This is a genomic window from Nannocystis exedens, from assembly GCF_002343915.1.
In the GTDB taxonomy this organism is placed as follows: domain Bacteria; phylum Myxococcota_A; class Polyangia; order Nannocystales; family Nannocystaceae; genus Nannocystis; species Nannocystis exedens.
On sequence record NZ_NETK01000001.1, the window covers coordinates 6,643,921 to 6,657,213 of the forward strand.

Below are 13,293 nucleotides of genomic sequence, written 5' to 3' on the forward strand. Positions count from 1 at the left end.
GGCTCGCGCGCTTCAGCTGCCGCGCAGGTCCGGACCTTCCTTGTCTTCGCCGAACTGCGCCATCGCCTGCTTGATCAGCGTGCGAAAGGCGATCGACGCCGCCTCCTGGTGCGTGCGTTCGTGCCACGACAGGCTGAGCGAGATGCGGCGCGCGGGGATGGGCCCGGCGAGCGCGCGGACGTCGAAGCGGGGGCCGTACGCGCGCGCGAACGAGGCGGGGACGGTGGCGACGAGGTCGGTCGCCGCGACGACGGCGGCGGCTGCGGTGAAGGTCGGTACCGACAGTACGACCTCGCGTTCGACCCCGGCGCGCTTGTAGCTGTCGGCGACGGGATCGCGGAAGGCGCGGCCGGGGACCATCTCGACGCGGACGTGGCGCAGCGATGCGAGGGCTTTTCCCGTGAGGCGCGCGCGGGTGGCCGGGTGGCGGTCGCGGGCGATCAGGACCGTGTGCTCGGTAAGCAGGGGCTCGTGGTGGATCCCCGGGCCACGGCCCGGGATGCCGATGTGCACGTCGACCTCGGGCGCGGCGAGGTCGCCGAGCGAGACGAGCGAGTCGATGCCGACGACGCGGAGGCGCGCCCTCGGCAGCTCGGCGGTCATGCGGCGGGCGATGTGCGGCACGTAGGTGAGCTGGCCGGCGTCGGCGACCGCGAGGGTGAACGTGCGGGTGCAGGTCGCGGGATCGAAGCGCGCGGCGAACAGCGCGACGTCGAGGTCGTGGAGGGCGCGAGCGATCGCGGGCGCGAGCTCGGCGGCGCGTGGGGTCGGGACGATGCCGCGACCCTTGCGCGTGACGATCGGGTCGTCGAGGAGGTCGCGCAGGCGGGCGAGCGCGTTGCTGACGGCCGACGGCGTGACATGAAGCCTGCGGGCCGCGCCCGCGACGCTGCGCTCGGTGAGCACGAGGTGGAGGACGTGCAGCAGGTTGAGGTCGATGGCTTCGATGCTCACGGGAGATGAGGTTACGACTCACGAATCATCAGTACCAGGTTCGAGTCCGCCGGCGCATGGTGGAGGCATGCACAGGTCCTCGATGGCCGCAGCGCTCGCGCTGGCGGCCTGCCAACCGACCCACACCCCCACGAGCCAGCGCATGACCACCCCCACGAGCACCACCCGCCGCGACGCAGGCGCGGACGCAGCGCGCACCGTCGAGGTCCTCGACAGCTTCCTCTCGTACCGCGACGTCGGCGAGGGTCGACCGATCGTGTTCTTGCACGGCAACCCGACCTCCTCGCACGTCTGGCGGCACGTGATCCCGCACTTCGCCGGCGCGGCGCGGTGCCTCGCGCCCGACCTCGTCGGGATGGGGCGCTCGGGCAAGCCCGACATCGCCTATCGGCTGGTCGACCACGCGCGCTACCTCGACGCGTGGTTCGCCGCGCTCGACCTGCGCGACGTCCTGCTCGTCGGCTACGACTGGGGCGGGGTCCTCGCGCTCGACTGGGCGGCGCGTCATCCCGACCGCGTCCGCGGCGTCGTCGTGTTCGAGACGTTCCTGCGCCCGATGCACTGGCACGATTGGCCGCCCGAGGGCGAGAAGCTGTTCCGGGCCCTGCGGACGCCCGGCGTCGGCGAGCAGCTCGTCCTCGAGGAGAACCAGTTCCTCGCGCGGTCGCTCGCGCACGGCGTCCATCGCGGCCTCGCCGAGCAGGATCGCCAGGAGTACCACGCGCCGTTCCCCGACCCGGCGTCGCGGCGGCCGATCCTGGCGTGGCCGCGCGAGATCCCGATCGACGGCGAGCCGCGCGACGTCGCCGCGATCGTCGAGCGCAACGGCGCGTGGCTGGCGAGCGGGCAGGTGCCCGCGCTGCTGCTCACCTTCGCGGGCAGCGGCCTCACCTCGCCCGCGCTGGTCGAGTGGGCGCGCGAGGCGTTCCCGAAGCTGTCGATCACGGCGCTCGAGAAGGCCGGCCACCACGCGCCCGAGGACGTCCCGGACGCGATCGCGGCCGCGATTCGAGCGTGGCTCGCCGGCCGGTCGTAGGCGCGCCGCGGCTCACAAACAGTCGACCAGGCCGTCGTAGATCGAGCGGTCCGTCCCGGGCAACGGCGCGTAGAGCGGCGACGGACCGGCGACCGCGGACAGCAACGCGTCGATGGTGGTATCGGGCGCCAGCGGCGTGGGGCAGCGCCAGAACTTCGGCTGTTCCAGGATCTCGCCGGTCGCCGGATCGATCTGCTCGTCGCTGGCGGCGAACAGCCACACGCACGTGCCGATGCGGCCGTTGACCCGATCCACCGAGCAGAGATAACGCAGCGGCTCGATGTTGCTGTACTCGCCTTCGCAGAAGGTGTCGCCGCAAATATCGTCGAAGTCCCGCTTCAACCGCGCGAGCAGCGAATACCAGGCGTCGCGCTGGGCCTCGTCCTGCAAGGCCTCCGCGGCGTCGACGTACAGCGACGCCGCGGAGGCGGCGAAGGCGAGCGACGCCGCGAGCAGCAGCGCACAGCAGGCGACCGACGGGGAGCGGATGGTCGTGGTGCTCGGCATGAGGGCTCCTCGTCAAGCATGAGCTGTCGCTATCGGCGCCGACGAGCACAGCCAGCGGGAGCAGGCGCACGGCATCCGCGGTCGAAGGCTTTAAAAAATGCCGGCGGCTCCGCCGCGGCGGCCGCGGCCCGCGCCGTTACAGCATGTATTCGTCGGTCATCAGGCAGAACATCGGGTCGCCGGGCTGGCCGATCTGCGGCATCAGGCGGCACTCGTAGCCCTCGCGCGGGCAATCGCTGTCGTCGGTGCATTCGACGGCGCAGGCCTCGAAGTAGCCGGAGGCGCCGATGCACATCGCGTCGGGGGCGCAGGCGGGGTCGCCGGGCTCATAGAACGTCATGGCGTCGGGCAGGGTGCACTCCTTGGTGCAATAGCCGCCCGGCAAGGAGTAGAGCATGAGGATGTCGGTGAGGCACACGCCCTTGTCGCCGAGGATCGCCGCGCACTCGTCGTCGGATTGACAGGCGTGGCCCCATTCGCCCATCAGGCCCGGATCTGGGTCGCCGGTGGTGCCGGTGGTGGTCGTGGCCTCGCCGGTGGTGGTGGTCGCCGGCTCGCCGGTGGTGGTCCCGGGCTCGCCGGTGGTGGTGTCGACGGCGCCGGTGGTGGTGGTGCCGGTGCCGACGGTGGTGGTGGCAATGGTGGTACCTGAGCCGGTCGGCTCGACCGGCTCGGTGGTGCCGCCGGTGGTGGTGCCGGTGGTCGTGGTCTCGGCGGTGGTGGCGCCCGGCTTGTAGACGGGCGGGCAGCCGGTCAGCACGACGACGAGCAGGGACAGGCGGCGAGGGCGGGCGAGCGGCGACATGGCCTTGAATTTACCGCGCGGCGCGGCCGGCCCTCAACCAGCCGCAGGGCCGGTTCAAGCCGGGTCGGGCTGGTCGCGGCGCGTATTCGAGGTGTCGGGCGGCGGCGGCATGCGACCGGCGGCGCGCAGGCTACTGACCTTCTTGAGCACGTCGAACCAGAACGGGGCGCCGAGCGAGGCGGCGAGGCCGGTGAGCAGCAGGCCGAGGACCTTGTTGACCCACCACCACACGTTCGGCTGGGGCGGGTTGTCCTCCCAGCCGACGGGGATGCCCAATTGATTGATGGTGCTGATGTCGGTCTGCAATTGCCGCAAGGCGCCGGCGGTGGCGGACGGCGCGGTCTCGCCGGCGGGGGCGGGCAGGGGGCTCTTGTCGCCTTCGGACGGCGGCGCGGCCGGAGTGACGCGCGCGGGCGGGGTCTCCTGCTTGACGGCCTCGGTGGCCTGGGCGATGAGCGAGGCGCGGAGCACCGGGTCGTTGGCCAGCGAGCGGGTGATCCGGATGGCGTCGAGGTTGAGGGCGGCGACGAAGAACACCGCCAGGAGGCTGCTCCACAGCTGGGCCCGCCGGCGGTAGACCTCGCTGACCCGGCCCATGCCGGCGTTGAACCACGCCTCGACGTCGCGCTGCAGGCTGGCGAGCTTGTTGGCGGCGGCGCGCGCGTCGATCTCGACGTGATTGACGAATGTCAGCAGCGTGTCGGTGACGCGATTGCCGAGCTCGCCGCGCTTCGACTCGATCTGCGCCCGCATCTCGGCGATGTTGCCGGCCACCAGCTGGCCGGTGCCGTCGGCCGGGCGCAAGGCGATGTCGAGCAGCGCCATGGCGAACATCCGCGGCGGGATGTACGAGGGGGCCTTGGCGTCGCCGCCGGTGGCGGCGTCGCGGTGGAGGCCGCGCAGCAGCGGGTGCTGATACAGGACGCGGGTGATGTCGGGCTGGCCGGCCCGGGCCTCGCCGTCGTCCCGGCCGACGAGCAGGCGGAGCCCGGCCGCGAGGTCCTTGGCGCGCCACTTGAACAGCGAGGCCAGCAGCTCGTTGCCCGCGGTGATGGCGAGGCTGGTGGCGAGGAACACGAAGATCAGCCCGATGGCGATGTCGAGGACGACTGAGTCGAACACGGCGGCCTCCTGCAGGCGCGGTCAAAAAGAGAGGCTGCCAGGAAGGGCGACGCGGCGAAAGCTCGCGCGACCGCGAGCGCGGGCGCGCGTTCGCGGGGCGCGGAACGGTGTGCATATTGGGCGCGTCGGGCGGTTCCGCGCGAGCGACGAAATCGCTACACCGGCAGCGCGAGCGCGGCGCGGCTCGGCGGGTGGGTTCGCGCGCGCGGGGCGGGCTGGGTCGAGGGGAGTCGGCGAGCGAGGAAGAGACGCGCCGCGAGGCGGCGCGACGCGAAATGCGGGCCGTCAGCGGCGTCGGGTGCCGTCCATGGTGAGGCCGTGGACGGGTGCGCCTGCCGGCGTGAGCGAGCGTGCGGGCGTCGGAGCGGTGCAATGTTCATCGGGACATGTTTGAGGAGTCATGTCTTATGTGACATGCAGCACCTGCGCCGGTATCGGGCGAGCGTCATGGTGGCCCTCGCTCGGCGGGCGGCGCCGCTGCGACGGACCGCGTGGGCGCCCACGCGAAGATGTTTAATGAAACATGTCGGATCGGCCATGCGCGGAGGACGACCGCGCCGGCGTCAGGGCGACTTGTCGCCGCGCGTGGGCAGGCGGCGCTGCTGCAGCCAGCCGCGGTAGGCCTCCATGCGCGCGCGCTGCTCGGCGGGGGCGCGGAAGCTGCAGGTGGCGAGCTCGTCGCTGCCTTCGGGGGCGCCCCAGCGCAGCTCGGGGCAATCGTTGGGGTTGTAGGCGCGGGCCAGCGCCTCCTCGCGGTCGGCGAGGTCGCGCAGGCTGAGGGTCCACGGGCTACCGTCGCTGCGGGTGTAGGTGATCGCGTACTGCGGGTCGCGGAGGAGGACGTCGAGCTCCTCGGCGAGGGCACGGGCGCGGGCCTCGGGGTCGCCGTCGGTGACGTAGAGGTTCGGCCGCTCGCGCACGCGGTCGGGCAGGCCGAGGACGACGTCGAGGGCGAGGAGCAGGCGGAGGTCGCGGGCCGGGGTCGAATGGGTCTCCCAGGCGCCGGTGGCCTCGAACACCTGCCAGCCCTTGGGCATGGCGATCGCTCGCTTGCGGTCGCGGGCGAACTCGGCGGCCCGCGCGATCGGCTCGACGCGGCTGCGGGCCAGCTCGGCGAAGGCCGCGACGGCCTCGCGCTGCAGCCGCGAGGCGTCCCACGGCGGCGGCTCGAACAGCGCGAGGACGGCGTCGTAGAAGGCGGTGCCGGCCAGCTCGGCGTGGCCGGTCCAGATGTCCCCGAGGTCAGGTGCTCCGGCGATCGCGGCGTCGCCCAGCTGGACCAGGCCGCCGCCGGGCTGGCGCACGACGGGGCGGAATTGCTTGAAGCCGACGCCGCCGTGGGCGGGCTCGGTGCTCCACAGGAACTCGCCCTCCCAGAACTCGCGGCGGACGATGCCGCCGTCGGGCTCGCCGTCGACGGCCAGCAGCGCGCCCGGCCGGCCGTCCCGCGCGGGCACGAGGTCGACGACGAAGAAGACGTGGTCGTAGGGGTCGGCGTAGACGGCGCCCGGACGCAGGCCGCGGTGATCGAGGCGCACGGGGTAGAGGTCGGAGGCGGAGTCGCCGATGGCGGTGCGCGCATTGCCGGCGTGGACGCCCCAGCCGATGTTGCGGTGGACGAATCGCTGGACCCGCGCGAGCTCGGTGGCCGGCATGGTGAAGCCGGGCCCGGGCGCGAGGTTGGTGCGCGCGTCGCCGCAACGCGGGGCCTTGCCGTCGCCGCCGCGCTTGCACTTGCGATAGGCGAACGGGAGCCGGCGCTTCCACGACCAGTAGGCGCGCACGACGTAGGGGAGATCGGCGCCGTCGGGCCGCAGCCGCAAGGCGACCGGATCGTCGAGCCGATCCTCGCGCAGGCCGAGCGCGTCGTGCAGGAGGTTGCGGGCGGGATCGCCGGTGGCGACGTCGAGGCGGGCGAAGCTCAGCGGGTCGCCCGGCGGGGCGCTGAACAGCTCGCGCACCCAGGCGCTGTAGAGCGCCTCCTCGGCGGCGCTCCAGGCCCGCTCGACAGCCCACGCGCGGCCCTTGGCGGCGAACGGGGGACGCTGCGGGGGCTCGCCGAGGACCTGTACTTTGGAGCAGGTCACGGCGGCGCCGTCGCGGACGACGGCGAAGGTGTACTCGCCGACGGCCGCGGGGGTGAAGCCGGCCACCGCGGAGGACGGGGTGCCGAGGTGGACGCGCGCGTCGAGGGCCCCGGCGGCGGGGCCGTCGCCGGCGAGGACGTGCAGGCCGAGCGCGACGTCGCCTTCGAGGGTGGCGGCGAAGACCCGCAGCGGCTCGCCGGCGAGCGGGGTGAACGGCGCGACGAGGAGGCCGATCGCGGGGTCGGCGGTCTCGGGGCAGACGATGGCGGCACCGGCCAGCGGGGGCGGCCCGGGCGGAATGACGGCAGGCGGGGCCGGCTCGCGCGGGGGTTCGGCGGGGGCCGGTTCGGGGGTCGCTTCGGGCGGGGGTTCGGCCGGGGGCTGGTCGGCGCTCGGCGGCGGGTCGACGCGCTCGGCGACCTCGGAGGCCGGCTCGCCGCCGCGATGGAGGCGCGAGGCGACGGCGCCGAGGAAGGCCAGCGCGGCGAGGACGACGCCCACCCACAGCCAGCGATCGCGGACGCCGGGGACCACGCGAATCGGCGGGAGGCGAGGCAGCGGGACCGGGACGTCGGTCGGCAGGACGGGCGCGGGCGCGGGCTTGACGGGGGCCGGCTGGGTGACGGCGAGGCCGACCGGCACGAGGGTCGGGAGGTCGTGCAGCGCGCCCGGCTGCGGCGTACCCGGCGAGGATGATGAGATGTCCTTCGAGACAGGTGGCTCGCCGGCGGGCGGCTCGCGGCGCTCGGCCTCGGCGAGGAGGGTCCGATCGAGCGGCGAGACGGGGGCGCCGGGCTCGGGGAGCAGGTTGGGCAGGGAGCGCCGCGGGGGCTCGACGGGCGGTCGCTCGACGAGCGGGCGGTCGAGGTTGACGGTGACGGGAGCGCCGGGCTCGGGGATCAGGTTGGGCAGAGAACGCCGCGGCCGCGGGCCGCCCGGTGACTCGAACTCGAGGGCGTCGAGGGCAGGGACCAGCGCGGGCGCTGACTGGGCGCTCGAGGGCTCGCGGCGGGCGAGCAAGGTGGGGACGGCGTGGGTGCTCGAGGGCTCGCGGCGGGCGGCGAACAGCGGGGCAGAACCCTCGCGCCGGCGCGGGCTGGGAATGGTGGTGTCCCGCAGCAACACGGCGAGCTCGGGCACGAGCGCGGGGGCCTCGGCGCGCGGCAGGTCGGCAGGCTCGGGCGGGCCGAGCAGGCCGAGGTCGGGCCGGGCGGTGGCCTCGCCGGGCTCGACGGGCGGCGGGGACGGAGGCGCGGCGACGGGGGTGGGAGCGCTCGGGGCGGGGCTGGAACCGGCAGCAGCGGCAGCGCCGGGGCGATTGGCGAGACCGATGGCGGCGAGGGTGCCGGGCGGGATGAAGGGCCGCGGGTAGGGATTGGTGATCGGCGGAATCGGGCCAGCCGGGCCGGGCTTGGCCATGACTGGAAGGTGCGGAGGGATCCACGCTGCGGGCTGTCCGACGTGCGCGGCCGCGAGCTCGGAGAGCGACGGCGCGTCCGAAAGGGAGCGGGAACGGGGGGAGTCGTCGGATCCGAGATCGGTGGGAGCGAGGGGGGATTCGTCCGTGAAGGAGGGTGATTCGCCCGCGAGCGGGGACGCCGCAGGGGACGGGGAACCGAGCGAGGCGTGGGGACGGGAGGGTTCGCGAGTGGACGAAGGGGCGGTGGCGAGGGCGGGCGACCGCGGAGAATCGAGGGAGGCGGTGTGGGAGGACTCGCGGGTGGACGAATGAGGAGAGGGGGATTCGGCGTGGGGGCGGGAGGACTCGCGAGTGGAGGAATGATCGGAAGCCGCGGCGAGGGAGGGCGAGCGAGGCGACTCGAGAGATTCGGCGTGGGGGCGGGAAGACTCGCGGGTGGACGAATGATCGGGCGCGGTGGCGAGGGAGGGAGAGGGAGGCGAATCGAGGGATTCGGCGTGGGGGCGGGAGGGCTCGCGAGTGGAGGAATGATCGGAGGCCGTGGCGAGGGAGGGAGGAGGCGAATCGAGGGATTCGGCGTGGGGGCGGGAGGACTCGCGAGTCGACGAATGGAGGGAGGGAGAGAGAGGCGAATCGAGGGAAGAGGAGGCGTGGGGACGGGAGGATTCGCGAGTCGACGAAGGGAGGGAGGGAGAGGCGTGGGGGCGCGAAGATTCGCGAGTGGACGAAGGGTCGGGGGGCGTGGCGAGTGAGGGCGAGCGAGGCGAATCGAGGGATACGTGGGGGCGAGAGGATTCGCGGGCGGAGCCGGGCGGCGAATGGGGATCGGGGGAGATAGCGTGGGGGCGAGAGGATTCGCGGGCGGAGCCGGGCGGCGAATGGGGAGCGAGGGAGATAGCGTGGGGGCGAGAGGATTCGCGGGCGGAGCCGGGCGGCGAATGGGGATCGGGGGAGGTAGCGTGGGGGCGAGAGGATTCGCGGGCGGAGCCGGGCGGCGAATGGGGAGCGGGGGAGATAGCGTGGGGGCGAGAGGATTCGCGGGCGGAGCCGGGCGGCGAATGGGGAGCGAGGGAGGCGGCGTGCGGGCGGCTGGATTCGCTGGAGGGCCTCGGCGGGGGGGCGGCGTGTGGGCGAGAGGATTCGCTGGAGGGCCTCGGCGGGGACGCGAGGGCAGGAGAGGCGGCGTGCGGGCGAGACGGGGCGCGCGGTGACTCTGCCGAGGGCGGTCGAGGCTGCGGGCGGACGGAGGGCCGCGATTCGGGGCGCGCGGTGGGCTCGCGCGGCGAGTTGTCGACGACGGCCCGGTCGCCGTGGGGGGCGGTGGCGGCAGCGGCAGGGTCGTCGACCGGGTTGGAGAGGATCAGCGGACCGTCCGAGACGGGCTGCGGCGGGGCGCTCAATCGATACAGCGGGGCGGCGTCCTCGAGGGCCGGCAACATGGGCGGCTCGACCAGCAAGGGCGGATCGGTGGAGCTGTGCGCGGAATCGCTGACGATCGATTGGTCGGGCTGAGGCGCGGCGAGCGTGGATTCGGCGACGGGCTCGGGCGGGCCGGCAGGCTCGACGTCAAACTCCGCGATTTCGGACGATTCGTCGGACCCGTCGCTGTCGGTCAAGAGAAGCGGTGAGTGGCCGCGCGCCGCGGTGGGCGGAGGCGGGGACGGGGTGGGGGCGTCGTCGTCGTCGGGCTCGAGGACGGCCAGCGAGGTCAGCGACTCGGCGGGAGAAGGGTCCGAGGCGCGCGCGGCCCGTGTGAGGCGGGCGGCGGGGGAGTCGAGGACACCGGTGCCGGAGTCCTGCGGATCGAGCACCGCGAAGGCGGTGAGCGATTCGGCGGGATCGATCCGCCGCGTCGACGAAGCGCTGCCGGAGCGCCGAGGATCGAGGACGCCGGGCGCGGTGAGGGAATCGGCGGGGTCGAGCGGCGATCCCTCGTGGGCTTGACCAAGGTCGGGGCGCGCGTGAGGTCGCGGATGGCCGCCGGAGACGTCGGACTCGAGTCGGGCGATGGCGGCGAGAGAATCGGCAGGGTCGAGCGGCGAGGCTTGGTGCGCTTCGCCGAGGCCAGGGGAAGCGTGGGATTGAGGAGCCGCGAGGTCGGCCTCGAGTCGGGCGATGGCGGCGAGAGAATCGGCAGGGTCGAGCGGCGAGGCTTGGTGCGCGTCGCCGAGGCCAGGGGACGCGTGGGATTGAGGAGCCGTGAGGTCGGACTCGAGTCGGGCGATGGCGGCGAGAGAATCGGCAGGGTCGAGCGGCGAGGCTTCGTCGGCGTGACTGAGGTCGGGGCGTGCGTGGAGATGCGAATCGACGCCGGAGACGTCGACCTCGAGTCGGGCGATGGCGGCGAGAGAATCGGCAGGGTCGAGCGGCGAGTCCTCGTCGGCTTGACCGAGGTCGGAGTGTGCGTGGAGATGCGAATCGACGCCGGAGACGTCGACCTCGAGTCGAACGATGGCGGCGAGAGAATCGGCCGGGTCGAGCGGCGAGTCCTCGTCGGCTTGACCGAGGTCGGAGCGTGCGTGGAGATGCGAATCGACGCCGGAGACGTCGGCCTCGAGTCGAACGATGGCGGCGAGAGAATCGGCCGGGTCGAGCGGCGAGTCGGAGAGGTTGCGCGGGTTCGGGTCGGAGAGGGAATCGGCCGGGTCTTTCTGCGGGGAGAGAGCGGACGATTGCAGGTCGGCGAGGGAATCGGCGGGGTCGCGCGCGGGCGAGGGGAGGTGACGCGAGTGCAGGGCGGCGATGGCAGCGAGGGAATCGGCGGGGTCGAGGGACGGCGAGGTGGGATGGTCGCCACCCGAATCCTGCGGCCCGAGACTGGCCAGCGAGGTGAGCGAATCTCCCGGCTTCGGGGCGAGGTCCTCGTGGGCGTACGTCGGCGGGACGGCCGAGAAGGGGAGCGCAGTGGAGGCTCCGCGGGAGGGCGATCCCGCGGGAGGGTCGGCGCGGGTCGGCTCCGGGGCGGCGCCGGCAGCGAGAGCTGCTTCGTCCTCGGTCGGGAGGCCGTCATCGGCGCGCACTGGCGAGGCTTGAGCCGTGGGTCGGACCTTCTCGAGGTCGTCGACGGCGTCGATCTCGAGAGCGCCGAGGACTCGAGTCAGCGAGTCCTGGGGGTCGGGGGACGTGTCGCCGCCGAGGGGCGCGAGGTCGGCCCGGTGCGGTCGAGAATCGCTGGGGGCGTCGTCGTCGTCAGTGGCCGGTGAGACGTCGACGGCGAGAGCGTCGAGGGCGCGAGTCAGCGAGTCCTGGGGGTCGGGGGACGTGTCGGCCTGGGGCGGTCGGGAATCGCTGGGGGCGTCGTCGTCATCGGTGGCCGGTGAGGCGTCGACGGCGAGAGCGTCGAGGGCTCGAGCCAGCGAGTCCTGGGGGTCGGGGGACGTGTCGGCCTGGGGCGGTCGGGAATCGCTGGGGACGTCGTCGGTGTCGACGGCGAGAGCGTCGAGCGCTCGAGATTGCGGATCTTGCCGATCGGCTGGCAGCGGGTCGCCGCCATCGAGTTGCTGGGGTCGTGCATCGTCGGCGCCGACGGCTCGAGTCGACGAGTCGTCGTCATCCGAGGTGAACGGCTCGGCGTCGGGAGGGACGTCGAGGGCGTCGAGCGCTCGCGTGAGTGAATCCTCGCGTGCCGGAGACGGCGGGGGGATGCGGGCCGAGGCGGCGAGAGGAGCGTCGACGAACGGCGCGAGCGCGGGAGTCTTCGTGCGGTCCTCGACAGCGGCGCCCGGGCCGGAGCTTGCTCCCTCGATCGAGGGGACCGGCGTTCCTGGCGCTTCCCGGGCGACGGACGGAGGGGCTCGGAACGCGAGCGGCGGTGCATCGTCGCGGTCGCCGGTCGGCAGAGCGACGGGTTCGGGGACGTCCAGCGCCTCGAGCGAGCGCGTCAGGGAATCTTCGCCGGTCTCGCCGGCGGGTGGATTGTCCTGGGGGCCGGGAAGGGCAGAACGAAGATCGGTCGAGGGAATGGCGGCGGTCGGAGGTTCGGCCGCGAGAGGCGCCTCGAGAGCATCGAGGGCGAGGGTCAGCGAGTCCTCGCGGCGCGACGAGAGCTCCGTGGCCTCGGGCTCGCGGGGCGCGTGCGCCTCCGGAGGATCGAGCGAGGGCTCGGCCGACGCGTGGCCGGAGCCGCTGGCGTGGCCTTCGGCGGTGAAGGGAGCGGCGTCGACGACGGCGAGCGGTGGCACCGGCTCTTGCTCGCGGTCGCCGAGGATCGAGGCGGCGCGCGCGGGGTCGGCGAGGTCGAAGGTCGAGACCTCCGATGGGTCGAGCTCGATGGCCAGCGAATCCTCGGTGCCATCGCTCGCTGCGAGATCGGGCGGATCGATCGGGGTCGGCGTGAACGGAGGCGGGAAGGTCGCGATCGGTCGTGACGCCGCGGGCGTGCGGACGAGGTGCGGCGACGGCTCGACGCCGGGAGTGGCGCGCGCGACGAGCGAATCGGTGGACCGAGGCGCGGGGACGGGTTCGGAGGGCGACGAAGAGTCCGGGTCGTGCGAGTCGAGCGGATCGAGGGGGCGGGGTGGAGGATGGGGAAACGCGGTCGCGAAGGTCGAGAGGTCGGTCGAATCGAGGGCGAGGGTCAGCGAGTCCTCCTCGGGCAGCGGGACGTGCGGGAGGGCATGCACGGACGCGGCAGCGAAGGTCGCGGAGTCGTCAGGGTCGACCGCGATCGGGGCGTCGTCGTCGAACTCGAGGGCGGTGAGCGGGGCGAGGGCGTCGTCGAGCTCGCGGGCCGAGAACGGGCCGCTCGGCGGCTCCGGCGCGTCTGCGACCGGGACCGGTGATTCGCCGCGGCGCGGCGAGGGATCGAAGAGTTGGAGGTCGGGGAGCTCGAGCGCGTCGAGCTCGAGGGCGTCGGTCCCGGCGGGAGACGGCGAGGCTGCCGGGGAGTTTCGTTCGCCCTCGACGAACAGAGCGCGGGATGGGTCGGGCGAAGGGGCGGGGTCGCGAGCGCCGGAGATGGAGGTGGACGCGGGACCGGAGTGATCGGCGGCGTCGCGGGCGGTGAAGTCGGAGGAGTGAGAGGAGGCGTCGCGCGAGGCGGAGAGGAGCTGGGCGGAGGAGGGCGCCGAGCCGGCGGCGTCGGACGAATGCGGGGAGTCGTCGCGAATAACCTCGTCGCGGGCAGCAGAGCGCGGCGATTGAGGGGAGTCGTCGCGCGAGGCGGCGGGCGGGGAATGGGGGGAGACGTCGCGCGAGGGAGAGGATGGAGATTGTGAGGAGGCGTCGCCCGCGGCGGGGGAGGTCCGGGAGGCGTGAGGCGAGGTGATCGCGGACTCGGGCGAACGGGGGGAAGCGGCGCGGGAGACGGGCGAGGCGTCGCGCGAGGCGGAGGACGGGGAATGGAGGGAGGCGCCGCGCGGTG

7 protein-coding genes are annotated in these 13,293 nt (G+C 73.6%); 2 read left to right on the top strand and 5 right to left on the bottom strand.

Going from position 1 to position 13,293, the window contains the following annotated elements; translation table 11 throughout:
- Positions 1 to 12: 12 nt before the first annotated feature.
- Positions 13 to 954 carry a LysR family transcriptional regulator gene (locus tag NAEX_RS26220; RefSeq protein WP_096330215.1) on the bottom strand — a complete coding sequence of 314 codons (942 nt, stop codon included), beginning with the start codon at positions 952 to 954 and terminating at the stop codon, positions 13 to 15.
- 67 nt (positions 955 to 1,021) lie between these two features.
- On the opposite strand from NAEX_RS26220, the gene NAEX_RS26225 reads away from it, so the two are divergent.
- Entirely contained in the window at positions 1,022 to 1,990 is a 969-nt protein-coding gene (locus tag NAEX_RS26225; protein WP_245913804.1) for a haloalkane dehalogenase, read from the top strand.
- A gap of 12 nt (positions 1,991 to 2,002) precedes the next feature.
- On the opposite strand, the gene NAEX_RS26230 is transcribed toward NAEX_RS26225, so the two are convergent.
- The 4 genes from NAEX_RS26230 to NAEX_RS50720 form a co-directional block, all read right to left on the bottom strand.
- Positions 2,003 to 2,497 (bottom strand): hypothetical protein, encoded by a 495-nt coding sequence (locus NAEX_RS26230; protein WP_096330217.1) that lies wholly within the window; start codon positions 2,495 to 2,497, stop codon positions 2,003 to 2,005.
- A 136-nt stretch (positions 2,498 to 2,633) separates the two neighbouring features.
- Positions 2,634 to 3,302 (bottom strand): hypothetical protein, encoded by a 669-nt coding sequence (locus NAEX_RS26235; RefSeq protein WP_096330218.1) that lies wholly within the window; start codon positions 3,300 to 3,302, stop codon positions 2,634 to 2,636.
- Between the two features lie 54 nt (positions 3,303 to 3,356).
- Positions 3,357 to 4,424, bottom strand: a complete 1,068-nt coding sequence (locus NAEX_RS26240) for a hypothetical protein (RefSeq protein WP_096330219.1) — start codon at positions 4,422 to 4,424, stop codon at positions 3,357 to 3,359.
- 563 nt (positions 4,425 to 4,987) lie between these two features.
- Positions 4,988 to 7,930, bottom strand: a complete 2,943-nt coding sequence (locus NAEX_RS50720; RefSeq protein WP_096330220.1) for a hypothetical protein — start codon at positions 7,928 to 7,930, stop codon at positions 4,988 to 4,990.
- Between the two features lie 1,974 nt (positions 7,931 to 9,904).
- On the opposite strand from NAEX_RS50720, the gene NAEX_RS26250 reads away from it, so the two are divergent.
- A complete protein-coding gene (locus NAEX_RS26250) occupies positions 9,905 to 11,134 on the top strand; it encodes a hypothetical protein (RefSeq protein ID WP_170136015.1) in 1,230 nt (409 codons plus the stop codon).
- Positions 11,135 to 13,293 lie beyond the last annotated feature (2,159 nt).

Excerpts from the sequence above, each read along its gene's own strand:
- NAEX_RS26225 (WP_245913804.1), top strand. The coding sequence starts at position 1,022 with ATGCACAGGTCCTCGATGGCCGCAGCGCTCGCGCTGGCGGCCTGCCAA.
- NAEX_RS26230 (WP_096330217.1), bottom strand. The coding sequence starts at position 2,497 with ATGCCGAGCACCACGACCATCCGCTCCCCGTCGGTCGCCTGCTGTGCG.
- NAEX_RS26235 (WP_096330218.1), bottom strand. The coding sequence starts at position 3,302 with ATGTCGCCGCTCGCCCGCCCTCGCCGCCTGTCCCTGCTCGTCGTCGTG.
- NAEX_RS50720 (WP_096330220.1), bottom strand. The coding sequence starts at position 7,930 with ATGGCCAAGCCCGGCCCGGCTGGCCCGATTCCGCCGATCACCAATCCC.
- NAEX_RS26250 (WP_170136015.1), top strand. The coding sequence starts at position 9,905 with ATGGCCGCCGGAGACGTCGGACTCGAGTCGGGCGATGGCGGCGAGAGA.